19 protein-coding genes and 1 rRNA gene are annotated in these 23,447 nt (G+C 48.5%); 1 reads left to right on the top strand and 19 read right to left on the bottom strand.

All coding sequences use genetic code 11. The features are described from left to right. Together J2Y43_RS33350 and pruA are read right to left on the bottom strand one after the other, a co-directional pair. A 16S ribosomal RNA gene (locus J2Y43_RS33350) occupies positions 1-88 on the bottom strand; the annotation flags it as partial. A 247-nt stretch (positions 89-335) separates the two neighbouring features. Then, positions 336-1,967 carry an L-glutamate gamma-semialdehyde dehydrogenase gene (gene pruA, locus J2Y43_RS33355; RefSeq protein WP_309993690.1) on the bottom strand — a complete coding sequence of 544 codons (1,632 nt, stop codon included), beginning with the start codon at positions 1,965-1,967 and terminating at the stop codon, positions 336-338. Between the two features lie 199 nt (positions 1,968-2,166). On the opposite strand from pruA, the gene thrC reads away from it, so the two are divergent. Beyond that, positions 2,167-3,474, top strand: coding sequence for a threonine synthase (gene thrC, locus J2Y43_RS33360; protein ID WP_309993693.1), 1,308 nt, complete (start codon positions 2,167-2,169; stop codon positions 3,472-3,474). Positions 3,475-3,607: 133 nt separating this feature from the next. On the opposite strand, the gene J2Y43_RS33365 is transcribed toward thrC, so the two are convergent. From J2Y43_RS33365 to J2Y43_RS33445, 17 genes are all read right to left on the bottom strand, one after another. Beyond that, the gene (locus J2Y43_RS33365) at positions 3,608-5,395 is read right to left on the bottom strand and encodes a tetratricopeptide repeat protein (RefSeq protein WP_309993731.1); all 1,788 of its coding nucleotides are present in this window, start codon (positions 5,393-5,395) and stop codon (positions 3,608-3,610) included. A 458-nt stretch (positions 5,396-5,853) separates the two neighbouring features. Next, the gene (locus tag J2Y43_RS33370; protein ID WP_309993695.1) at positions 5,854-7,470 is read right to left on the bottom strand and encodes an Ig-like domain-containing domain; all 1,617 of its coding nucleotides are present in this window, start codon (positions 7,468-7,470) and stop codon (positions 5,854-5,856) included. 67 nt (positions 7,471-7,537) lie between these two features. Next, on the bottom strand, positions 7,538-8,440 hold the full coding sequence (locus J2Y43_RS33375; RefSeq protein WP_309993698.1) for a class I SAM-dependent methyltransferase: 903 nt from the start codon (positions 8,438-8,440) through the stop codon (positions 7,538-7,540). Continuing rightward, complete coding sequence (gene mnmG, locus J2Y43_RS33380; protein ID WP_309993700.1) at positions 8,440-10,302, bottom strand: tRNA uridine-5-carboxymethylaminomethyl(34) synthesis enzyme MnmG; 1,863 nt, start codon at positions 10,300-10,302, stop codon at positions 8,440-8,442. Before mnmG ends, J2Y43_RS33375 begins: the two co-directional genes overlap by 1 nt. A 55-nt stretch (positions 10,303-10,357) precedes the next feature. Continuing rightward, positions 10,358-10,771: an rRNA maturation RNase YbeY gene (gene ybeY / locus J2Y43_RS33385; RefSeq protein WP_309993703.1), complete on the bottom strand. Its 414-nt coding sequence runs from the start codon at positions 10,769-10,771 to the stop codon at positions 10,358-10,360. 193 nt (positions 10,772-10,964) lie between these two features. Further along, positions 10,965-14,285 carry a DUF4175 family protein gene (locus J2Y43_RS33390; protein WP_309993734.1) on the bottom strand — a complete coding sequence of 1,107 codons (3,321 nt, stop codon included), beginning with the start codon at positions 14,283-14,285 and terminating at the stop codon, positions 10,965-10,967. A gap of 229 nt (positions 14,286-14,514) precedes the next feature. After that, positions 14,515-15,255 (bottom strand): hypothetical protein, encoded by a 741-nt coding sequence (locus tag J2Y43_RS33395; protein ID WP_309993706.1) that lies wholly within the window; start codon positions 15,253-15,255, stop codon positions 14,515-14,517. Between the two features lie 100 nt (positions 15,256-15,355). Beyond that, on the bottom strand, positions 15,356-16,165 hold the full coding sequence (gene trpA / locus J2Y43_RS33400) for a tryptophan synthase subunit alpha (RefSeq protein WP_309993708.1): 810 nt from the start codon (positions 16,163-16,165) through the stop codon (positions 15,356-15,358). After that, entirely contained in the window at positions 16,162-16,518 is a 357-nt protein-coding gene (locus J2Y43_RS33405; RefSeq protein ID WP_106599804.1) for a Dabb family protein, read from the bottom strand. Before J2Y43_RS33405 ends, trpA begins: the two co-directional genes overlap by 4 nt. 68 nt (positions 16,519-16,586) lie before the next feature. Beyond that, positions 16,587-16,787: a hypothetical protein gene (locus J2Y43_RS33410; protein ID WP_015813244.1), complete on the bottom strand. Its 201-nt coding sequence runs from the start codon at positions 16,785-16,787 to the stop codon at positions 16,587-16,589. A 23-nt stretch (positions 16,788-16,810) separates the two neighbouring features. Beyond that, positions 16,811-18,010, bottom strand: a complete 1,200-nt coding sequence (gene trpB, locus J2Y43_RS33415) for a tryptophan synthase subunit beta (RefSeq protein WP_309993712.1) — start codon at positions 18,008-18,010, stop codon at positions 16,811-16,813. Between the two features lie 6 nt (positions 18,011-18,016). Further along, on the bottom strand, positions 18,017-18,667 hold the full coding sequence (locus tag J2Y43_RS33420; RefSeq protein ID WP_309993715.1) for a phosphoribosylanthranilate isomerase: 651 nt from the start codon (positions 18,665-18,667) through the stop codon (positions 18,017-18,019). Next, positions 18,664-19,482 (bottom strand): indole-3-glycerol phosphate synthase TrpC, encoded by an 819-nt coding sequence (trpC, locus tag J2Y43_RS33425; RefSeq protein ID WP_309993717.1) that lies wholly within the window; start codon positions 19,480-19,482, stop codon positions 18,664-18,666. Before trpC ends, J2Y43_RS33420 begins: the two co-directional genes overlap by 4 nt. A gap of 52 nt (positions 19,483-19,534) precedes the next feature. Beyond that, positions 19,535-20,524: an anthranilate phosphoribosyltransferase gene (gene trpD / locus J2Y43_RS33430; protein ID WP_309993719.1), complete on the bottom strand. Its 990-nt coding sequence runs from the start codon at positions 20,522-20,524 to the stop codon at positions 19,535-19,537. A 57-nt stretch (positions 20,525-20,581) separates the two neighbouring features. Next, complete coding sequence (locus J2Y43_RS33435) at positions 20,582-21,148, bottom strand: aminodeoxychorismate/anthranilate synthase component II (protein ID WP_106599799.1); 567 nt, start codon at positions 21,146-21,148, stop codon at positions 20,582-20,584. 24 nt (positions 21,149-21,172) lie between these two features. Next, positions 21,173-21,562 (bottom strand): tautomerase family protein, encoded by a 390-nt coding sequence (locus J2Y43_RS33440; RefSeq protein WP_309993724.1) that lies wholly within the window; start codon positions 21,560-21,562, stop codon positions 21,173-21,175. Between the two features lie 12 nt (positions 21,563-21,574). Continuing rightward, positions 21,575-22,996, bottom strand: a complete 1,422-nt coding sequence (locus tag J2Y43_RS33445) for an anthranilate synthase component I family protein (protein ID WP_309993727.1) — start codon at positions 22,994-22,996, stop codon at positions 21,575-21,577. Positions 22,997-23,447 lie beyond the last annotated feature (451 nt).

The raw sequence follows: 23,447 nt of genomic DNA on the forward strand, positions 1-23,447 counted from the left end.
ACGACAGTGACATTGCTGCCCCTTCGCCTTGCATGTATTAAGCCTGCCGCTAGCGTTCATCCTGAGCCAGGATCAAACTCTCCATTGTAAATGTTTGTTTGCTACATTAAGTAGCTTAATTCTATTCAAACGAGTTTTTCTTACTCTTTTGGTCTATCTCATCATGTCAAAGAACAGTGCCAACCGCGCTTTCTTTTCTTCGTGTCAGTCGCTTCGTTTGCGATTGGGATTGCAAAGGTAGAAAACATTTTTTCAAGTCCAATACCTGGGCAAGAAAAAAGTCGAAAAAATTAAAAGTTCTTCGACTTTTTAAATTATTCAAAAGCATTGTACAATTATTCGCCGGAAAGGAACGGATATTTATAGTCTTTCGGCGAAACAAGCGTCTCTTTCAATGCACGTGGCGATACCCATCTCAGCAGGTTTAAAACCGATCCCGCCTTATCATTTGTACCTGATGCCCGTGCCCCACCGAATGGCTGCTGCCCTACCACGGCCCCGGTCGGCTTGTCGTTTATGTAGAAGTTACCCGCTGCATTTACCAAATGTCTGGTGGCATATTCAATGGCATAGCGATCTTTTGAAAACACGGCGCCCGTCAATGCATAGGGAGAAGTGGCGTCAATGACGGGAATGATCTGCTCGAATTCATTTTCATCATACACATATATAGTAAGCACCGGCCCGAAAATCTCCTCGCACAAGGTCACATAATCCGGCTTGAAGGCTTGAATAATGGTCGGTTCGACGAAATACCCTTTACTCTTATCAAAATTGCCTCCTGCGACGATTTCTGTGTCGGCGCTGGACTTTGCCCCATCTATATAAGAAGCGATCTTGTCAAACGATTTTTCGTCAATCACCGCATTCACGAAATTCGAGAAATCCTCCACGCCTCCCATTTTAATCTCGGCCAGGTCAGCGAGCATGAATGCCTTTACCTCGTCCCACAAATTGGAAGGAATATAAGCGCGGGAAGCCGCCGAGCATTTCTGCCCCTGGTATTCGAACGCACCGCGTACAAGGCCGGTAGCAACCGCCTTCGCGTCCGCAGACTTATGCGCGAGCACGAAGTCCTTACCGCCCGTCTCACCCACGATTCTTGGAAATGTCTTATAAGTAGCGATATTCTCCCCGATCGTTTTCCAGATCGTTTGAAACACCTTGGTACTACCTGTGAAATGTACACCGGAGAAATCAGGATGTTTAAAAATTACGTCCCCGGCAACCGGGCCATCTGCCAGAACCATATTGATAACACCATCCGGCAGCCCCGCTTCCTTGAAAATTCTCATGATTACATTGGCTGCATATACCTGTGTAAATGCCGGCTTCCAAATCACCACATTACCCATTAATGCGGGTGCAGCAGGCAAGTTTCCAGCGATGGCCGTGAAGTTGAACGGAGTAATGGCGAAGATGAAACCTTCCAGCGGCCGGTACTCCATGCGGTTCCAGACACCCTCCGAAGAAATAGGCTGTTCTTCATAAATATCCCGCATGAAATTCACATTAAGCCGCAGAAAATCAATGATTTCACAAGCCGAGTCGATCTCTGCCTGGTAGGCATTTTTAGACTGTCCCAGCATCGTCGCCGCATTCATTTCGGCGCGGTACGGGCCGGCGATCAGCTCCGCCGCTTTCAGAAATATCGCTGCACGTTGCTCCCAGGTAAGCGTTGCCCAGCCTTTTCTCGCTTCCAAAGCTGCATCGATTGCCTTGGCCACATCTTCCTTGGTTCCCTCGTGAAAATAACCCAGAACGTGCTGATGATCGTGGGGCGGAGATACCACCTTTTTATTCTGCGAATAGACTTCCTCGCTACCTATGTATTGAGGTATATCAATGACTTTGGCGCGAGCCTCTGCCAGCGCTTTTTTTAGCTCTGAGCGTTCCGGGGTACCTGGTGCATAGCTTTTCACCGGCTCGTTTTTTAACGCCGGCACATTGAAAATTCCTATCGACATCTTATCTGGTTTGTTATATTGATTATTCTATTTATTACTGAACAAAATTATCGGGTGGCACGATCCCCGCAATGATTCCACCACAAAGTACCATCCGGGCATTTATTTTGAAAATCCATTTAAAAGTTGCCAAAATAACTGACCTGCTGGGATTTTAGTTAAATTTGCGCTCCCATTTTCCGGATCAATTTATATCAAAATGATATTCTACAGTACCAAAACTGCCGACTTGAAAGCATCGCTGGAAGAAGCCGTTTTCAACAGCCTTCCTCCCGATAACGGTCTCTACATGCCCGAATCCATTCCGACGATTTCAAAGGAATTTCTGGCCGACATTGAAAATAAATCCTTCAAGGAGATCGCCATCGAGGTGACCACCACGCTTTTGGGCAGCGAAATTACAAGAAGCGAAATTGAATCCATCATCGATCGCGCATATGATTTCGAAGCGCCGGTTGTGAAGATTACACCGAACGACTATGTGCTCGAACTGTTTCATGGCCCATCTATGGCTTTCAAGGACTTTGGAGCGCGATTTATGGCCGCAATTATGTCCTATTTTTTACAGCGCTCAGAAAAGGAAATCCGCATCCTGGTAGCGACGTCGGGCGATACCGGCGGCGCGGTTGCACAGGGTTTTTATAAAGTACCGGGCATTTCGGTAACAATCCTCTACCCGAGCGGAAAAGTGAGCGATATTCAGGAAAAACAGCTTACTACCCTCGGCCACAATGTAACGGCCATTGAGGTCGACGGAACATTCGACGATTGCCAGCGCCTGGTGAAGGAAGCTTTCCTCGATCCTGAACTAAGTGCAAAATACAATCTCGCATCTGCCAACTCCATTAACATTGCCCGGCTCATACCACAATCATTCTATTACTTCGCCGCTTATGCGCAGCTGAAGAAATTAGGTAAGCCCTTGGTGATCTCGGTGCCAAGCGGAAACTTTGGAAATCTCAGCGCGGGCATACTCGCCTATCGCATGGGCTTGCCGATCGAACATTTCATTGCCGCAACGAATGTAAACAATGCGGTCCCCCGTTACCTGGAGTCCGGCAGCTACGAACCGCTTCCTTCCATTGAAACAATATCCAATGCGATGGACGTCGGCAGCCCGAGCAACTTTGTGCGGCTTACCCGATTTTTTGGTGACGACTGGAATGCGATCAACGAAAAAGTTTCAGGTGCTTTCTTCAACGACGAGCAAACGCAAAAAGCAATGCGGGAAGTTTTTGGAAATGCGAACTACGTGATGTGCCCACACACCGCAGTCGCCTACCGGGGTCTTCAGGAGTATCGGAAAAAAACGAACAGCGATTTTACCGGCGTGTTCCTTTCGACCGCCCATCCGGCCAAATTTATCGACCTCGTGGAAGAAACATTGGGAAAAAGCATCGATGTGCCCGAAAGATTGAAATCACTGCTGGATATTGAAAAAGTGTCGATCAAAATGAAACCTGAATTTTCTGAATTCAAATCACTATTAATGAGTGAGTTAAATTAGAAAAATTGGCTTTTGATGCGCCTGAGATTTGAATATTTGAACGAATCCGGGTAGAAGCACGTGAATTTTAAAATGTAAAAGGCCCCGAAGTGTCGAACTCCGGGGCCTTTTTATATACTTCTCAAAAATTTCTCTAGTTGATCACATCGCCCCTCAAAATCCGGAAACGCTTCCTCGACTCGGCGACAAAAATGCTGCCCGGATATTTTTCCATCAGCTCCTGGTACAACTTCATCGCCTGGTCCTTGTCATTGAGTTTCTCCTGGTAGAGTTTCGCCATCGCGAAGAGCGCGTCGTCACCATACAGGTCATGACCAAATTTTGAATACAACAATTTCAGATCCGCCATTGCCTGCTGGTTGCTGTCGAGCTTGATGTAGGTCTTGGCAGTAAGCCAGAGGATCTCGTCGGCCAGGCTGTGGTTCTCATACTTTTTGTAAAGCTGCTTCAAAGTATCGATCGCTTCGAACTTCTTGTTCTGGAACAATTGCAATTCCACGGAAGAGTAAGCTTTCATCGCAGCCTCGGTACTATCGAGCCCCGTATTGTCCATGATTAATAGCGAAAGCTCATTGGCGTCGTTTGCAATTTCCCGGCTTGTCGCTTTTTTCAGGATGTCGAGCACCGCCTTAGCGAGCTCAAACTCACCTTTGAAATAATGCAACTTCGCATTCCGCAGCTTCGCTTCATAACCCAGCACATCGTCTTTCTGCGATTTTTCGACTTGTGAGTACACCAATGTCGCTTCCCAGGGCTCGCCTTGCAGCAGGTAAATATCGCCCAGATCTAGCTTGCATTTATCGACAAAACTCTTCTCCGCCTTACCTGCTTCGATAGCCATTTGCAATATCTCTATCGCTTTTTTGAAGTCATCCATATAGAATGCATTCAAAATCGCCATGTTACGCAGCGCTTCGATCGTGCGTACATTCACGCCCAGCTCGTCTACGAGTTGCTGATACTGCCCAAGCAACTTCTGCACCTCGCTTCGCTTCACTGGGTAAGTGTTTTTAACCTGCTCCTCCCTTGCAAAAATGGCCATTCTGCGGGCCACCGGATAGAGCTGGCCTTTGGGATATTCCTTCACCAGGTGGTCGAAGATCGTGCCTGCATTGGTATAATCATTATTCTGCAAGGCCAGCATTCCGAGATTATAAAGCCGCGATCCGTTATGTTTGAAACGGCGGTCGAGCGCTCGTTCCTGAATGAATGCCTTGTAAAAATCCTTGCGCTGCACCTGGTACCAGATCAGCAGCTCATTATAGAAACCCTCCTGCGGGAACTTCTGGATCTTATCATATAATACCTTTTCCAGCAATGCCTGCTCCTTCTCGTCCTTTGTGAAGTCCTGAAGCATATTCTGCACCACCTCCGTATTCTGGTAGCGCATACCATAGGATAGCAGCTCATCGATCATCTTCTCAGGCTGGTTCAGGTCGCGGTACACGCTTGCCAGTTCCAGCTGGAAAATGTCGTAGCGCTTTGCGCTCTCGCGCGCTTCGAGCAGGATATTCTTCGCCCATTCCGACTGATTTTGTGCCCGGAATTCCTCCGCCAGATCGCGTTTAAGCTCCGTTCTCACACCGGATGCGGTAATGACCTGCTCATACCTTTTGGACGCCTCCACGGCCTTCCCCTGATTCTCAAGCATAATGCCCCAGTTAAGATAATACCAGGCCGCATTATTGGCATCACCTTTGATCTGCTTTTTGAAAAACTGCTCGCCATCTCCCCAGGCCTTGCTCTTCACAATGCAGCTGGTGTAATTCTTAAGCGAGTTTTTTTCAAAAGAGCTTTTCAGGAAAGAAGAATAGTAACTAAGCGCCTTTGGACAATCCCCGTTTTTGAAATATTCTTCGGCCAGCTCCCGCTCGCCCTGCCCGAACGCCGCGGCCGCCCCGGAAAGCAGAAATCCTATCATCAAACAGCTCGTAACCCTTTTCATAATAGATAAAAAAATCTTTTTCCTTTAGTTATTATCCTTCAGTGTGCCTGTGGATTTGTGAATAAAAGCCTTATCCACTGTAGATTAACATACTTATTCACATTTTGTGGATAAGTATGTTAAGTTATCCACTGTAGAAATTTTGAAAATCAACATTTAAGTAGTTGAAATACAAGTTAGGAAATATTCTGTACACATCGGAATGTGGGTAAACGCCTTTAGTTGACTACATTTGTTATCCACAGTTTCTAAAGTGAATCAACGTACTGTTAACTTTGATTTAGCTGCTGGTTATCCACTGGAGGCCTGAATTCACTTTTTTATCCACACATATTAGGGGTTATCCACAAGGTTGTTCACATTTTCGCCCCTCTTACCAACAAAATATCCGCGTTATTCACATAGTTATCCACAGACTGTAGACAAAAATGTCGTTATTTTTCTCCAGGAATGGTGATGTTGATATCGTTCAACTCGAAATTTGCCTTCAAAAGGATCTTATCCGGGAGGTAATAGATCGGTTCAGGCTGCAGGTCCTTGTCCATTTGGCCGGTGTCCCACCTTCTGTTCCGGTTTTTGTCGATGGTGATGCGTAAAAAATATTTTCCTTGAGGGATATTCTTGAAAGTGTAGGGCGATTGGTAAAGTGTCTCGACGACCTTGTACTGTTCGTCGACCAGGTCGAGAATGAAATGCACAGAAGTATCCGCATTCGTCACACGACCGCGGATTACCCCGTAATCTTCTTCTTTTAAAATAGTGTGCCGCAGGAGCGTTTTTGGAAGCGTATCGCCTTCTACGCTGATGATCGAGCCTTTTGGAATGTCCCACTTCACGGTGTCTTTGGCGAACGACTTTGCATCGATGGTGAGGATATTGTGGTTTTTGTTCCAACTGTATTTAAATGCACTTAAAGGCTCATGTGTGAGGCTGTCGGAGATCAATGCGATCTTCTGATCGTCGATCGTACGGACGGGCTTGTTCAGGATCAGCTTGTAAGTGAAGGTGTTTGTAACGGGCTTATTTGCCTCGGGAATGGTCGTAAATGACAGCGGATCGAGCTGGCGTTGCTTGCCGCGCTGTGCTTGAAATGCGATTTTTTGCTCGAATTCGTTCGTTGCTCCCAGGGAATCCAAAGTTTTGAGTTTCACAAAAACGGTGTCGGGATGGGGCTCTACATTGAAAAATTTGAGGTTTGTACCATTTGGTTCGAGCAGGTAGGGGAGAGAATCTTTATTAACGAATGTCACTTCTACGTTTTCAATAGGCTTACTGAATACGACTGAATAGTTGTTCACTTTGGGCAGGGTACGCTGCACTTTTAATGCGGTGTTATCCGAGAGGAACATATTCAGCTGATAGGCCGCGGAATCGGTGCCGGCAGTGATGGTTTTGCCCCAAAAACCCATACGCTCATCTTTTGCATTGAAAAGCATATTGCGGTTTTTATCGTCGATTGCTATCAGTTTGTATTGTCTTGTCTGGATATTTTCGATGGAAAATACACCGCTGCTATCCGTGCGGGAGAAATAATAGGGCTTCTGTTTGGCGATATTGAGCGTGTCGCTGACGTTATAGAGGCCCACGAGCGCGTCGAAAATCGGCTTGTTGGTACGGATATCTTTGAGCGTACCATACACACGCCCGGAGTCGAGCGAGTTGCCGGTACTGAAGACAATTTTCAGGTTTTTTGCCGGATTTTTTTCTGCAAAATCCTTGATGGCATCGCCGAAATTCAACGTAAAAGTGGTGCTGTCCTTGAATTGATTTTTGAAAGAAAGCAGCACAGACATACCATTTTGCTTGTAGGAATAGGGGTTATCGGCCTCCGGGGTGATGACGAGTTTCTGGTTGATATTGTCGACTACCACATATTCATCGAAGAATAGCTCTATCTTTTTTCCTTTAAAATTGAGGGTTTTGTTCATAGGATTGCTCTCCACGAGCATAGGTGGAATGGAGTCTCTTTTTCCCCCGGTAGGCGGTACTTGTTGTGCGCAGCGTTCGAAGAAGAACAGTATGAAGATGGCAAATACAATCGTTCTAAGCATTTTCAGATGAATTTAAAAAGCCCCCAATACAGTGGGTATTGAGGGCCGTTTGATGTGTTGGTACTGGTCAGTTTTTCGAGATAATGTAGATCAGGCTGGAAGTGTTGAGCTCCTTATTGGTGCCTGCACGGCCTTTCAAATTGGATTGCAGCCCGGTGATCGCACTATCGATCAGATTGGTTTTACTGCTTTTATACTTTGTACTTAGCATGCTCACATAAAAGGAATCGAACCACATCGGGAGTATCTTTTTTACGGTCAATCCGTGCGTTTGGAGAAGCTTTTTCATCGTGGCACGGGTGAAATGGTACAAATGGCGAGGAACATCGTAGGCGGCCCAAAAACGGCCATATTTCAAGGCGTCATACGACTGCGGATTGGGTACCGCGATAATGATCCGTCCGTTTGGTTTTAGATGATTTTGCAGCCAGTCGATCGTTTCATTCAGTTTATGGACGTGTTCCAATACGTGCCACATGGTGATAATGTCGTATTGCTGTGCGCCCAGGTTCTCTTCAAAAATGCTTTCAAAAACAGTCGCCCCTACCCTTTTTGAAGCAACGTCACGCGCTCCGGAGTCCGGTTCCGTACCGAAAGTTTTCCAGCCATTCAGCTTTACAGCGCTTAGGAAATTGCCCGTTCCACACCCAATATCGAGCAAGGTTCCCTTCGGCTGAACGAGGCTGTTAATGAGTTTTACTTTCTCTTCGATCGTATGATTTCGTACAGAAGTATACACTTTACTCATCAGATCCCTGGCTTCGTCATGATGGGAAATGTAGTCTTGCGACTCATAATATGCACCTATCTGTTCTTCCGACGGACGCGGATTCGTGAACAGAAAGTAGCAGGAATTGCATTGCTGGATAGTGAATTCTTTGTGCGAAACGGTATAATCCTCCACATTCAGGTAATTGCTGAAACTGGATTGCTGGCATACCGGGCATTTGTCGAGCGTTTCTAAAGACATTAGCGGCCTATGTAAAGCATTAAAACAGATATATCCGAAGGGCTGACGCCGCTGATGCGTGACGCCTGGCCGATCGTGGAAGGACGTGTTCTTTTCAGTTTTTCACGGCCTTCAAAGGACAAGGAAGTGACCCCGTCGTAGTTGAAATTCTCTACGATCGCGAGATTTTCCAGCTTATTCATTTTCTCCACGAGCAGCATTTCTTTCTCAATGTAGCTGTCGTATTTCAGATTGATCTCCGCTTGCTGTACGGAATCGATGCCATATTCGGCGAGCAATTCGGTTACCACCGGGCTGGCTTCGAGCAACTGGCCGATGGAAATCTGCGGCCTTCTCAGCAGTTGAGCGATGGCAATTTTCTCACGGATCGGCGCGGTACCGATCGCCTCGAGCGCTGGATTGATCTCTTCGGGTGTCAGTTTGGTGGCTCTCAGTTTGGCGATGATTTCTTCGGTTTCGCGTTTCTTTTTGCGGACGGCCTCTACCCTCTCGTCGCTGGCTAGACCGATTTCATAGCCCTTTTCGGTAAGCCGCAAATCAGCATTATCCTGGCGGAGCAATGTGCGGTATTCGGCGCGGGATGTGAACATGCGGTAAGGCTCTTCGGTACCTTTGTTAATGAGGTCGTCGATGAGCACGCCGATGTACGCTTCGGATCTTTTCAGGACGAATGGTTCGAGCTCGTTCACATTCCGGTGCGCATTAATCCCGGCCATCAATCCCTGGCAAGCGGCCTCTTCATACCCCGTGGTGCCGTTGATCTGCCCTGCAAAAAACAAGTTCTTCACCAGGTGTGTTTCGAGCGTCGATTTCAGTTGGGTCGGCGGGAAGTAGTCGTACTCGATCGCGTAGCCCGGACGGAACATCTTGGCATTTTCGAAGCCGGGAATTTTCCGGAGCGCGGCATATTGCACGTCTTCCGGCAGTGAGGTCGAGAAGCCATTCACATAAACTTCCACGGTATCCCACCCTTCCGGTTCTACGAAAATCTGGTGACGGTCCTTGTCCGCAAAGCGGTTGATCTTGTCCTCCACCGACGGGCAGTACCGGGGCCCGAGCCCTTTAATGCGTCCCGAAAACATCGGCGATTTTTCGAAGCCGGTTTTCAGCACGTCGTGTACTTCCTGGTTGGTGTAGGTGATCCAGCAGCTGCGTTGCTTGGCGAGCGGCTTGGTGTCGGTATACGAGAACTTGGCCGGGTTTTCATCGCCGGGTTGTTCCTCCATTTTCGAGTAGTCGAGCGAGCGGCCGTCCACGCGTGGGGGCGTACCGGTTTTCATACGCCCGGCTTCGAAGCCGAGAGTGACCAATTGCTCGGTAAGGCCTGTCGCCGATTTCTCTCCGGTGCGTCCGCCGCCGAAGTTCTTTTCGCCAATATGGATAAGCCCATTCAGGAAAGTGCCATTAGTTAGGACCACTGCCTTCGAGCGGATTTCAATACCCAGGCTCGTTACTACTCCACAGGCTTTGCCGTCCTCGACGATGATATTCTTGGCGGTGTCCTGCCAAAAGTCGATGTTTGGATTGTTCTCGAGAATGGACCTCCATTCCTCGGCGAATCTCACCCGGTCGCTTTGGCAACGCGGGCTCCACATGGCCGGGCCTTTGGAGAGGTTGAGCATCCTAAATTGGATCATCGTTTTGTCCGAGACGATCCCCGACTGCCCGCCGAGCGCGTCGATTTCCCGGACGATTTGTCCTTTCGCGACCCCCCCCATGGCGGGGTTGCACGACATCTGTGCGATGGTGTGCATATTCATTGTGATCAGCAGTACCGACGAGCCCATCGTCGCTGCGGCAGCGGCGGCTTCGCATCCGGCATGGCCTGCGCCTACCACGATCACATCATATTCCTGAAACATATTATTACTCACTTGTTAAACCACTTTAATTAAAGTGTTCCACGTGGAAATTTAACTAGAACAGCCTAAGATACTCATCTTCTTTAGCCCTCATGGCCGTTTTAAGCGCTTCACTCGTGTCGTCATGACCCGCGAGGTGGAGCAACCCGTGAATGAGCACACGGCGCATTTCTGTGTCAAAATCGGTGTGGAACGTTGCTGCATTTTCACGTACCCTGTCTACACTGATGTAAATATCCCCCTCCAATTGATTGTCTTCCTCACTATTGTCAAACGTAATGATGTCAGTGAAATAGTCGTGATCGAGATACTGCTTATTGATTTCCAAAAGGTATTCGTCCGAACAGAACACGTAATTCAATTGAGATAACTCATAACCTTCTGAAATTGAGGCGTTTTTGAGCCATTTTCTCGTTTTTAACGGATTAACTACCTTAAAATCAATGTCTTCCGAGAAGAAACTTACCATGGTTGATAGCCATACACCATCGCCCCGTTAAGCGGCGCCGGGTGCATGATATTTAAATATTTGATCGTAAATAATTTACAAACTTACGAAGTCTGTCATTAAGAACATGAAAAACAAGGGATAGCGTCTGTAAACCCATGTTAAAAAGAGTTAACGCTATCCCCTACCCTAGCCCAACAAAATGGGCGTGTGATCAGTTCTTGGCCTGGTATTTACGGAAGTAGCTGTCTACCTCGCGTTTATAGAATGGTGAGAATGTAGGCGGTATCGTGCGAAGCAGTTCGGTTTGCTTCTCTTTCTCGCGGATGTATTTTTCAAATGCGGCGGGCGGGTTTTTCGGCAGTTGCTTCGCGGCTTGTGCCTTGCGTTGCTCGTCCTCATCCTGCTCTTTCATCGCTTTCTCGGATTCGAGCAGGCGCGTAGTGATCTCCTGATTGCGTTTGATGAGCTCCGGCGTCACGCGTTTGTTCACGAGGTCGGTTTCGGTTTCGTCCATCTTGTCGGCAATGTCCTGCAACTCCTTGCCCATTTGCTGGCCTTGTTTGGTGCCCTTCTGTTGCTCCATCAGGTCCTGGATCATCTTGCGGATCGCGGCCTGCTGTGCGGCCATTCGCGCGAGCTGTTCCGACTGGTTGCCCTGCCCTTCCTTACCCTGGCCAAGCTGCTTGATCTGCCCGTTCAGTTTCTCCTGCATCTCGCCCATGCCGGGTTGCTCGCCTTTTTGTTTGCCCTTTTTGCCTTTGCCGGCACCGGGCATGGCCATCGCCATTTGCTGCTGCATTTGGTTGAACACGTCGCTTAGCATTAATGCGAGGTTGTTCATGGATGTCATGGCAAATTGCTGCTTCGAGGTAGCGACATTAATCTGCCGGTCCTTAATGCTCTTCACACTCTCATTCATGTATGACTTCATATCATTCAGCTCGCGGGTAATGAAGGATTGGATCTGTACCACACGGCCAGCCAATGCATAGAGGCTATCCTCGACTATTTTCGCATCGTCTTTCAGTTTCAGTTGCTGCTGGCCGAGTTTCACAAAGCGCGGGTCTTGCAGGCTCACACCGCGGAAGTCTTTCATTAATGTCTCCTGGTCGAAGGACAATGTGATCAGGTTTTCGAGAATGTCGCGCAATGCGTCGAGGTTTTCCTGCATTTGCTCCATTTCCGCCGACTCCATTTGTTCCTGCATCGACTGTGCCATTTTCTTCATCGATTTTGCCGCATTTTTTTGCGACTGAGACGCTTTCTGGTTCTGTTGCTTATCGAGCTGCTGCTTGCTCTGTTCCATCTGCTCAGAAGCGTTTTTTTGCTCCTCTTTCTGCATATCGAGCTCCTGTTCCAGCTCCTTGCTCATTTCCTCGATTTCCTTGCTGTTCTCCTGGGCTTTTTTGAAGTCGTCCTGGATTTTCTCCTGCTCTTTTTTCAGGTCCTGATTTTTGCCTTGCTTCTCGTCGCCGTTCTTGTTCTTGTCGTTTTGCTCCGATTTTTCCGCGAGGTCTTCCTCCTTATCGGCCAAGTCGTTCAGTTTTTCCGCCAGGTTTTCCATTTTCTGCTCCATTTGCATTTGCTTGAAGAGCTTCATGGTTCGTTCCAGTTCTTTTTCCAGATTGTTTTCCTTGTTGCGGAGCTTTTCAAGCATGCTCGACATCCGTTCGCTCTGTTTTTGTTCCAAAAGCTTTTTGAGCTCCTTATAGAGCTTCTCGGTATCCTCGTCCATGAGGTCGTTCATCAGCTTCTGCAATTGCTCGATCTTCGCCTGCAATTCGGGGCTCTGCTGGTTGAACTGCCGAGCCTTTTCATTGGCATCCTGATGTTTTTCTTTCAATGCCTCCAATTCCTTCATCAGCTCCTCGCGCTTGCGCAGCACTTCCTCGATCTGTTTCTGCTCTTTAAAATCGAGCTCTTTATTGCTTTTTAGCCGATTATCTAGGTTCTCGATATCCTTTTGCAAACTCTGAGCCTTTTTCATCGCCGACTGCATCTGATTTTCGGTTGCCTGCTCCGATTTGCGTACCTCAGCTTCGAGCTGGTCTTTGGATGGCACAGTGAACTGGATCGAACGCGAACGGGCGCTTTTCGCGCCATTTACGCCGTCATTGTCCCATACCTGGGCATAGTACTCGATTTTGTCGCCCGGCGCGAGTTTGAGGCTATCTACATACCATTGGAAGAAGAAGCTCTGGGTATTCACGGTTTTATTAAATGGAATAGGAATGCTCTTCGGCGCCGCAGGCTTGTCCTCATTCGCTCTTTTCACAGAATAGAACATCCGCAGCTGCGAAAACCCGTAATCGTCGCTGATCGAACCGCCTAGTACCAGGTAATTGTATAATGTCGTATCCTGGAAATTTTCGAGGTTCATCACCGGATATTTGTCCGGAATCACATTGATGAAATAACCGATTTTGTCCGAATTGGTAGTTTGCTCGTTTTTGAGATTTACCTGGTATTGGGCAGATTTCCGCACGGTACGGCGGATCTCGAAGTGATCGCCGTTGCTCTCCTTAGCCGTATACAATGCAGAGTCATTCTCGAATTTGATAGCCAATGATTTGGTGGAATTGGTATTGAAATTCCATTCAATCGTTGTGCCTTCCGGTACCGAGAGGTTCCCCACATTATTCAGCCCTTCCGACGGTTTATTCAAATACGCAGGATAATGCAGGTTCACATCAAATGAGAGCAGCGACGGCCGTTCGTTCACTACAATGCGGTATTCATCCGAAGCATACCCGGCCGCGTCGAAAGAGAATGCGACGTCGCGTTGCAGGTTTTTAAATGTGTAGGAAAAATCCTTCGCGCTTTCCTGTGTCAGTTTGAACCGGGTACCGTTCTGCACCAGGTAAACAGCCGATGGTATCGCCTCGCCTTTCAAGGCGAGGTTCAATGTAAAATCCTCATTTCTAAATGCTTTCAGGCTCTTATTTTGTAATTCAAAAGAGAATGGTGCGTAGGTGTAGTTTTTCTGGAAATGGATAATCCGCTCGGAACTGGACGAGAAAAACGAGGGATTGAAAAGCAAAATCACCGCGATGGCCGCCAGCGGATATACCGCGTATTTCAGCCTTTTTTTATTCTCATTGAAACGAATCGCATCCGAAAAGCGGACGATCAGCAACTGGCTCGACTTCTGCCGGATACTCGCCTCGATCAGGTCCGACTGCATGCCCGTCAGGTTCCGCAGCTGCAATGTGTTCACGAGCTTATCTCCCACCTCAGGGAAATACTGGCCGATTTGCAATGCCGCCTGCTCGTCCGAAAGCGGTTTTCTTAACCCGTACAAATGGATCAATGGCTGTATCACCCATTGCACGAACGAAAACACCAGCACCGCCAGGAAGCCGAAAAACAGCATCCCGCGTACCACCGAGCTGAACCGCCCGAAATATTCGATCGTATTGAAAAACAAAAAGACAGTCAGCAACAGCCCGATCGAAAAGATCGCGCCTTTGAGTAACTGGTTCTGATAATATTTCTGACGGTATTCCTGAATGCGTAGCAACAGGCCTTCCATTGAGGTAGTGAAAGGAGCCATAGTGGTCTAGGTATAACTGTGAAGTTTTTATAACGGATACCACATTCAAAAATTACGAATGCGCATACCCACCGCAAAACGGTTTCTAAAAACAAAGAAATATAGCGATTTCCTGCGGTTTTACCCATAAAATATCAAGAAATCCCGGCATTGTCACACCAGGCGCCGCCGCGTCGGGTAGCGTACACTGCGAACGATCGCCGCGTGATCAGAGTGTAATGAGCACGCCGGCCGACGCGTAGTTGATCCAGTTGAAATTGTAAATCTTGTCGTTATCCGCGCCGCCTTCGAGCATGCGGTAACCGAGCTTGAGTCCGATCGTATTGTTGAAGTTATAGGCAATGCCTCCGAAGATGTCTTCCGCGCGTCCCTGCTTCGCTGCGAGTGCATCGCCTTCGAGGATGACAGTCCAGTGATAAGCCGGTTTCCAGGAAGCGTAAAAATTAATGAGCGGCACAAAGCCAAGGTTGTCATAATGCGTGTCGGCATACTCGCTCTTGAAACGGATGTCGGCATCGCGGACCTTGGCCGTAAGCCCCGCCCCTACCCTCCACTTTCCATTCGCCAAAAAATCGTAGCGATAGGTAAGCCGGTACGAGTTGAACCGGTAGTCGACATTGATCGGCTGCCCGGGCAAAAAATTCAAGTTGTTGAAATTGGTGTTTTGTGCGAGCGCCCCACGGTAGTGAATCGTGAGTGGCGCGAACAATGCGGAGATATTGTGGCGGTTACCAATCCGGTACCCCGCACGAATGCGATAAAACGCACTCTGGTCCAGTTTCAATTGCTCTGGAAGATTCACGCGCGTTCCATTCCCGGTCGGAATTTGTACTTTATTGTAGCTGGTGCCCAAAATGAGCCCGCCTTCGAGGTCGAAATTGAACTGTGCGAATGCGGGCGTATATACGCTGCATATGAGGACGATGAGTGTGCAAATAGCGGTTTTCATAGGCAGCATTGGTATATAAAAAAACAAACAACCCGTTGCCAGGTTGTTTGTACAAAATCAATGCCTGAAGAAAAATAAAATCGGCCGCTTCGTGGCGATTTTATGCCGGAATTGCCTCAGAAGAGTTTTTTACCTCTTTAACAAAGGCCTTGATATCGTTTTCGAGATCGGTACTTTGCTGCAACACGCGGATGAACGCGCTTCCGATGATCGCGCCGGCAGCATGGCTCGAGGCTTTCACGAAAGTGTCATGATCCTTGATACCAAAACCGATCAGTCGCGGATTGCGGAGATTCAATGCATCGAGTTTTTCGAAGTATGCTTCCATGTCGCCGCTCACGCCGGATTTCGAACCGGTAACGCTTGCGGAGGAAACAGTATAGATAAAACCTTCGCTCACTTCGTCGATCTGGCGAATGCGCACTTCCGAAGTCTGCGGTGTTACCAGGAAGATATTCAGCAGTCCGTGTGCGTCGAATACGGATTTGTATTCATCCAGGTACACGTCCATCGGCATATCGGGGAGGATCAGTCCATCCACACCCACCTCGGCACATTTGGCACAGAACTCCTCGATACCATACTGGAGTACCGGATTGATATAACCCATGAGCAGCACCGGTACGTTGATCGTCTCCCGCATACCTTGCAGCTGATCGAACAAAATGCGCACGGACATGCCGTTTTCCAGTGCCCGGTCATTGCTCTGCTGGATGGTCTCGCCGTCGGCCACAGGGTCGGAATAAGGCATTCCTATCTCAACCAGGTCAGCGCCGCCGTCCTGCAAAGCCTGCAATACGCGGGTGGTGTCGTTCAGCTCCGGGAAACCGGCCGTGAAGTACACGTTCAGCAATCCAGGAGTTTCGGCGTTTTTATTGAAATTCTGAAAAAGACTTACAATGCGGTTCATTCTTGTGTCCAGTAGTCAACAACCAATACTTTGTCCAGGTGTGGTTCCAGGACTTTTACAAATGCTTTGTGCTCGGGATGCGGCAGGTACACTTCACGTCCGGCTTCGCTGTCGAAGCTCACGAAAAACACGTGTGTGAAACCTTGTGCCAATCCTTCGGGGCTGTTGTTAGTACCCCATTCAAATCCTTTCACCTCTTTGATTTTCGAAGGGAGCTTGCGGAAAGCATCTTCCACTTCTTTCACTTGCGCTGGTGTTGCAGAATCCTTGAATTTGAAAAGAACAACGTGGCGCAGCATTTTTTTAGGTGGATTTGACGGTGAAACAAATGACATGGTGCTGAAAAGGACCATGGAAGCAAGCAAAAAGAGTTTAAATCTCTGCATATGTGGTATGGATTAAAGGTGATCCGGAACGGGTACTAAGCCGAGCAGTTGAGGCATTCGCCTTCGTCGCTGAATTTCAGACGATCGAATTCGCCCAGTTTTTCTTTCATTTCAAGGATTTCGTCTTCCATATCGCAACGTTCGAAGAGCGACAGTTCACCTGAGTTTACTTTTGCTTCCAGTTCCTGGATCTTCAACCGCAGGTCGAAAACCTCTGGCAATGTCAATGTAGCCATGTGATGTTGTATTGAGGTGAGAATTAATCGATGTATTTCATATAAGTGCCCATATCCTTGTCGCCGCGACCCGAGAGGTTCAGTACCACCGTTTCGTTCTCGGAAGCGCCCAGACGGCCCAAAACGGACAGCGCATGCGACGATTCCAATGCGGGGATAATGCCTTCCAGGCGCGTCAGTTCAAATGCAGCTTTTACCGCTTCATCGTCCGTGGCCGAAAGGAACGTACCGCGGCCGCTGGCAGCAAGCCATGCGTGCTGAGGGCCGATGCCCGGGTAATCCAACCCCGCGGAGATAGAAAATGGTTCCACTACCTGGCCGTCTTCGGTTTGCATCAGGATGGTACGGCTTCCGTGGAGTACACCGGGCTTACCCAATGCGACCGTTGCTGCCGAATGGCCCGAAGTGAGCCCCAGCCCCGCCGCTTCCACAGCTACGAGTTTGACGTTTTCTTCGTCGAGGAAGTGGTAAAATGCGCCTGCCGCATTGCTGCCGCCGCCTACGCAAGCCACCACATAATCAGGTGTTTCTTTGCCGGTGTGTTCTTTGAACTGCCAACGGATTTCCTCCGAAATAACCGACTGGAAGCGCGCTACCATGTCGGGATAAGGGTGTGGGCCTACCACAGAGCCGATAATGTAATGCGTATCAACCGGGTTGTTGATCCAGTGGCGCATGGCTTCGTTGGTGGCATCTTTCAAGGTACGCGACCCGCATGTGGCCGGCCGTACTTCCGCGCCGAGCATTTTCATGCGCGCTACGTTAGGCGCCTGGCGCTCGATATCGAGCTCGCCCATGTACACGACGCATTCGAGGTTCATTAATGCGCACACGGTAGCTGTTGCTACGCCATGCTGTCCGGCGCCGGTTTCGGCCACAATGCGTTTTTTGCCCAGGCGCTGCGCCATCAGGATCTGCCCGATGGTGTTGTTCACCTTGTGCGCGCCGGTGTGGCAGAGGTCTTCCCTTTTGAGGAAAATATTGGTTTTATATTTTTCCGAAAGCCGGTGAGCGGGGTAAAGCGGTGTTGGGCGGCCAACGTAATGGCGTAGTAAATCGTTGAATTCCTTTTGAAAAGAAGGGTCTGCGATTACTTGCAGGTAGTTTTCACGCAATTCTTCAACATTCGGGTATAGCATTTCAGGAATGAATGCGCCCCCGAAGGTGCCATAGTAACCGCGGTCATTTACCTGATACGACTTCTTTTCTGCAATTGATTCCATAAAAAATTAAGCTTCCGCTTCTTCTTGTTCTTTTACGCGAACTAAACTAAATAACTCTTCCAGCTTGGCGATGTCCTTCACGCCCGGCTCGGTTTCAAACTTGCTGTTGACGTCGATGCCGTAAATGGGGAGTGTCTGGGATAAGGTGATGATCTCTTCGATATTGTCGAGCCCGATGCCGCCGCTGAGGAGGAAAGGCTTTTCATTATCGTATTTGCTCAGCAGTTTCCAGTCGAATGCCGTGCCGTTGCCGCCCGGGTTTTCGCCTTTTGTATCGAACAAAAACAGGTCGCAAAACGATTTGTAGTTGTTCAGCATGGCAAAGTTGAACTTCTCGTCGATCGAGAATGCCTTGATCACGCTCACTCCTTTCTGACGAATACTGCGGCAGATGTCGGGCATTTCGTTGCCGTGCAGCTGCACATATTGCAGGTCGTATTTTTTGACCATATTCAGGATATGGCCGGGGTTTGCATTCACGAATACACCTACTTTTTTGATGCTCTGAGGAATGCTGCGGATGTATTCCTCGTTCAACTCCTCGCCCACAAAGCGGGGTGATTTCTCATAGAAAATAAACCCTATAAAATTGGGCTGTAAGGCTACTACCTGCTCAATGTTGCCTTGCTGGCGCAATCCGCAAACTTTAATTTTCATAGAACCAGAGGATTTAAATTGCTATGTTGAGTTAATTCTTGTTGCAAACCTGTCAGTGCGGCGCCGGGGTTCGCAGTTTTCATAAATGTCTCTCCTATCAAAAAGCCTTTATAGCCGTGTTGGAACAGCTTCACAATGGTTTCGGCGTCTTTCAAACCACTTTCTGAAATCTTCACAAACTGCTCCGGGATCAGCTCGCTGAGCTCGATCGACGTTTCGATGGAGGTTTCAAAGGTTTTCAGGTTACGGTTGTTCACGCCGACGATGTCGATATGCTCGCCTGTACTTACAGCCAGTTCTTCCGCATTATGGACTTCCAGCAGTACTTCCAGGCCTAGATCGTGCGCCCTGCGGCTCAAATGAGCGATTTCCGCAGGCGTAAGGCATGCTGCAATGAGCAGGATAACGTCCGCGCCGATGGATTTGGCCTCAAAAAGCTGGTATTCGTCCACGATGAAATCCTTCCGGAGCATCGGAATCTGCGGATTAGCCTCCCTGGCGGCGAGGAAATCGGCAAATGAGCCACCGAAAAAGTCGATATCGGTCAATACGGAAAGCCCCACGGCACCTGAATCCACATAATCCTTCGTCACGATTTCGGGCCGCACGTTGGCATTGATAATGCCTTTCGAAGGGGATTTTCGTTTAAACTCCGAGATAATGCGGGGTGAAGTAGATGACCTTAGTGCCGCCGCGAGCGAAGCAGTCGGACGCGCGAACAATGGTTCCTTTTCCAGATCGGAAATGGACCGCTGCTTTTTCGATTCGCTGATTTCTTCCTGCTTGCGGGCGATAATTTTTTCTAAAATATTCATCTAAAAATGCTGTAACTGCAATTATAAAAAGGGAGAAATGCTTCCCCGCTAACTATTCTTCGATCAATTTTTTGAAAGCGGCCAATGCTTTCTTGCTTTCGAGCGACTCCCGGGCTGTTTCCACAGCGTCGGTCAGCGACAACGCCGGATTGGCACAATAGAGCGCCATCGCCGCGTTGGCCAGCACCGCCTGCTTTTGTGAAGGCGTTGCCGTATCGTTCAAAACATTCATAAAAATCCGGGCGGACTCTTCAACCGTAACACCGCCTGCTAAATCGTCGGCGCGCAGGGTTTGAAGCCCTAGATGAGAGGGGGTAAGAACTTGCTCGGAATGAGCGGTGATAATCTTAAAAGCACCTGTCAATGACACTTCGTCGTAGCCGTCTAATGCGTGAAGAACCAGAAATTGCTTATCCGTTTGTTGGTAAAGATAAGCAAAAAGACGCGCTAATTCAAGACTAAATACGCCCACAAGCTGTTTTTTCGGCGATACCGGATTCACCATCGGACCAAGCATATTGAAGAACGTTTTCACCCCCAATTCCTTCCGCACCGGCGCTACATTCTTCATAGCCGGGTGGAAAAGAGGGGCATGCAAAAAGCATACACCAGCCTGGTCGATCTTCCGTTCCAGGTAATCCTTGTCGTTCGTAAATTTCGCTCCCAGGTATTCCAGCACCGTCGACGACCCGCATAGGGACGAAACGCCGTGGTTACCATGCTTCGCCACCCTTTGACCAGCTCCTGCCACCACAAAACACGATAATGTCGAAATATTGAATGTATCCTTGCCATCACCTCCTGTCCCGCAAACGTCGATCGGGTCATATGCCGACAAATCCACCGAAAGGCAGAGTTCGAGCAAGCCGTCACGGAAGCCTTCCAGCTCTTCGACGGTAATGCTGCGCATGGCATAAGTTGTTAAAAATGAAGCAATTTCGGAATTGGAATACTTGCCGGTCCCAATTCCCATCAGAACGTCTTTGGCTTGCGATTTGTCGAGGACTTTGTATTCAAAAAGATGGCTAAGAATGTGTTTCATGACAGTTTTTAATTGCTAATATCGTCGGGTAAGGTGGTGTTAGTTCAAATGCGGAGGTCAGATTTGCAACCAGTTTTGAAGCATTTCCTTGCCATGCTCTGTTAAAACAGACTCGGGGTGGAATTGGAGCCCTTTCACATCGTATTTTTTGTGTGAAAGCCCCATCACCCGGCCTTTTTCGTCTACGGCAGTGATGGTAAGGTCGTCGGTGAATGTCTCCGGAATGACAGTCCAGGAATGGTACCGCCCTACTTTGATATGGGTAGGCAGGCCTTTGAAAATGCGCTCGCTGGCGTCGGTAACGATGGCCGTGTCGGCGATACCATGCAGCACGTCGGTCATATTCTCCAACTCGGCGCCGTAAACCTCCCCTATTCCCTGATGTCCGAGGCAAATGCCGAGAATGCTCTTGGAAGCCCCGTATTCGCGGATTACGTCGTGCATAATGCCGGCTTCGGAAGGAATACCCGGACCGGGCGAAAGAAGGATCTTGTCGTAATTTCCGACGTCTTCCAGCGCGATTTTATCGTTCCGGTAAATGTCCACCTGGTCGTGCAGCTCGCGGAGGATGTACACGAGGTTGTAGGTGAAAGAATCGTAATTGTCGAGAACTAGTATTTTCATTTGGACGGTAAATTTCAAATCGTTTTAAACGGCAATTTTGTAATCCAGGACCAACTCGTCCCCAGCTTTCCCACGAATACCCCAGTTGTGCGGCGGCGTTTCGGTGAGCGTGATTTCCACGTCGTTCGGCGTGATACCGAGCTCTTCTTCGAATTTCTGAAAAATCAGCCGGTACAAATGCTTCTTCGCTTCGATCGAACGGCCTTCAAACAGGGCTATTTCGAGAATCGTATAGCGCTCGCTTCTGCCTTCGGGATAAAAGAAATCTCCTTCATCGAGGTAAAAGAACCTGTGTGCACGCTTGTTTTGCGGGTATTGGAAGGCTTCTACAACGCAGCTGTGCAGTGTGTCGGACAATTGCTCCCGGATCGCGTACAGCGAAGATTTAAGGCCATATATTTTGATCTGCGACATGGCTGTTTCCCCTTAAAGTTCTTCCGCTACCTTAATAGCCTGGCGTAATGCGGCCAGCTTGCTGTTGATTTCCTGCAATTCACTTTCCACATTCGATTTCGCCACCACGCCCATTCCTGCGCGGAAGAAAAGGGTATTGTCTTTGGCGAGGAAAGTCCGGATCGCGATCGCGTGGTTGAAATCCCCGTTAAAATCCATGAAACCGATGGCTCCGCCATAAATGCTGCGGTTGCTGGACTCCATCTGATCAATGAGTTTCATCGCATTATGCTTGGGCGCACCCGATAATGTGCCCGCAGGGAAGGTATCGGCGACGAGTTGAAGCGGGTTCACATCCTTCTTCATTTTGCCTACCACCTTCGAAACGAGGTGGATCACATGCGAGTAGTATTGCACTTCTTTGTAATTCGTCACTTTTACGGCGTCGCAGCTGCGGCTCAGGTCATTCCGTGCCAGATCCACCAACATCACGTGCTCAGCGGTCTCTTTGGGGTCGTTAAGCAGGTCTTGCGCGGCTTCTGCATCAGCCTGGTCGTCGCCGGTGCGGCGAAAAGTGCCTGCAATCGGGTGGATTTCGGCCTGGCCGTTTTTGATGAATATCTGTTTTTCGGGAGATGATCCGAAGATCTTGTAATTGCCGTAATCGAAATAGAAGAGGTAAGGCGAGGGATTGATCGAGCGTAATGCACGGTAAACATTGAACTCGTCGCCCTGGAATCCGCGGCTGAACCTGCGTGAAGGGACAATCTGGAACACATCTCCACGGAGGCAGTGGTCGATCCCCCGCTGGATCACTTTCCGCATTTCGTCGTCGGTAACATTGGAAGTTTCATCGGCCGTCACATGGAAACCGTACTGTGGAAAGTTCCGGTTTTTGATCAGCACCTCGATCTGATCGATACCACCTTCTGCTGTTGTCTCTCCGTATTGGTGTTCAAAAATGTAGAGCTCATTTTTGAAATGGTTGATGGCGATTACGTATCGGTAAACCTGGTAGAATATCTGGTCAATTTCGGTCTCCGGGTTGGTCGGTTGTATTTCAATGTCTTCGAAATAAGTTACCGCGTCGTAGGTCATATGACCGAAGAGACCGTTTGTGATGAAGGGAAACTTGCTTTTCTCGGATTTGAAGCTTTGCGCAAAGCCGTACAAAGCCTGCACTGCATCCTTCCGGTTGGTTAGGTCGAAATTGACTTCGGAACCATCGGGAAACTTCTGGGTTACAGTGCTATTGTTCAGTTTGAAAGAAGCGATAGGATCGCAGCAGATGTATGTAAATGAATTTTCGTTGCCGTGGTAATCGGAGCTTTCCAGGAGGATTGTATTGACGAAGCGGTCTCTGAGCTTCAAATAGATCGAAACGGGCGTCAATGTATCGGCCAGGAGCTTTTTGTGGCGTGTGGTAATCTGATAAGTCTTGTCCAGGGTTTTCATGTGCAAGTTGTAATGTAAAGTGTATAAAAAAACGGCTCGCTGTCAGATGAACAGCGAGCCGTTTGTATGTATATTTTGATTCTATACCATGCAATAGCCTTACTTGTCCATCTTGGAAGGATAAGTACGCCACCACCAAATAGTATTGAATAATTTCATAGTTGATTGTTGCCTTGCGGCTGTTACAGGTGCAAATATAGGAAAAAGAATTATCGCTGCAGTATTCTGCAAAATATTTCTGCAAGAATTTGCAAAGGGCTTTTACTGTAAAGCACCATTTTGAAGGGGTAAACTTGATATAGTCCTATTTGAAAACCTGCCATTGTGGCGTACAAACGCAAAAAAGCCTCACATTGCTGCGAGGCTTTTGTTGTTTTAATAATTGTGGCGGCTACCTACTTTACCGGGTTTGAACCAAGTATCATCGGCGGATCCGGGCTTAACTTCTCTG

Origin of the sequence: Dyadobacter sp. BE31, from assembly GCF_031457695.1 — a bacterium.
GTDB lineage: Bacteria > Bacteroidota > Bacteroidia > Cytophagales > Spirosomataceae > Dyadobacter.

Coding starts and splice junctions, on each gene's coding strand:
- pruA (WP_309993690.1), bottom strand. CDS start 1,967: ATGTCGATAGGAATTTTCAATGTGCCGGCGTTAAAAAACGAGCCGGTG.
- thrC (WP_309993693.1), top strand. CDS start 2,167: ATGATATTCTACAGTACCAAAACTGCCGACTTGAAAGCATCGCTGGAA.
- J2Y43_RS33365 (WP_309993731.1), bottom strand. CDS start 5,395: ATGATAGGATTTCTGCTTTCCGGGGCGGCCGCGGCGTTCGGGCAGGGC.
- J2Y43_RS33370 (WP_309993695.1), bottom strand. CDS start 7,470: ATGCTTAGAACGATTGTATTTGCCATCTTCATACTGTTCTTCTTCGAA.
- J2Y43_RS33375 (WP_309993698.1), bottom strand. CDS start 8,440: ATGTCTTTAGAAACGCTCGACAAATGCCCGGTATGCCAGCAATCCAGT.
- mnmG (WP_309993700.1), bottom strand. CDS start 10,302: ATGTTTCAGGAATATGATGTGATCGTGGTAGGCGCAGGCCATGCCGGA.
- ybeY (WP_309993703.1), bottom strand. CDS start 10,771: ATGGTAAGTTTCTTCTCGGAAGACATTGATTTTAAGGTAGTTAATCCG.
- J2Y43_RS33390 (WP_309993734.1), bottom strand. CDS start 14,285: ATGGAAGGCCTGTTGCTACGCATTCAGGAATACCGTCAGAAATATTAT.
- J2Y43_RS33395 (WP_309993706.1), bottom strand. CDS start 15,255: ATGAAAACCGCTATTTGCACACTCATCGTCCTCATATGCAGCGTATAT.
- trpA (WP_309993708.1), bottom strand. CDS start 16,165: ATGAACCGCATTGTAAGTCTTTTTCAGAATTTCAATAAAAACGCCGAA.
- J2Y43_RS33405 (WP_106599804.1), bottom strand. CDS start 16,518: ATGGTCCTTTTCAGCACCATGTCATTTGTTTCACCGTCAAATCCACCT.
- J2Y43_RS33410 (WP_015813244.1), bottom strand. CDS start 16,787: ATGGCTACATTGACATTGCCAGAGGTTTTCGACCTGCGGTTGAAGATC.
- trpB (WP_309993712.1), bottom strand. CDS start 18,010: ATGGAATCAATTGCAGAAAAGAAGTCGTATCAGGTAAATGACCGCGGT.
- J2Y43_RS33420 (WP_309993715.1), bottom strand. CDS start 18,667: ATGAAAATTAAAGTTTGCGGATTGCGCCAGCAAGGCAACATTGAGCAG.
- trpC (WP_309993717.1), bottom strand. CDS start 19,482: ATGAATATTTTAGAAAAAATTATCGCCCGCAAGCAGGAAGAAATCAGC.
- trpD (WP_309993719.1), bottom strand. CDS start 20,524: ATGAAACACATTCTTAGCCATCTTTTTGAATACAAAGTCCTCGACAAA.
- J2Y43_RS33435 (WP_106599799.1), bottom strand. CDS start 21,148: ATGAAAATACTAGTTCTCGACAATTACGATTCTTTCACCTACAACCTC.
- J2Y43_RS33440 (WP_309993724.1), bottom strand. CDS start 21,562: ATGTCGCAGATCAAAATATATGGCCTTAAATCTTCGCTGTACGCGATC.
- J2Y43_RS33445 (WP_309993727.1), bottom strand. CDS start 22,996: ATGAAAACCCTGGACAAGACTTATCAGATTACCACACGCCACAAAAAG.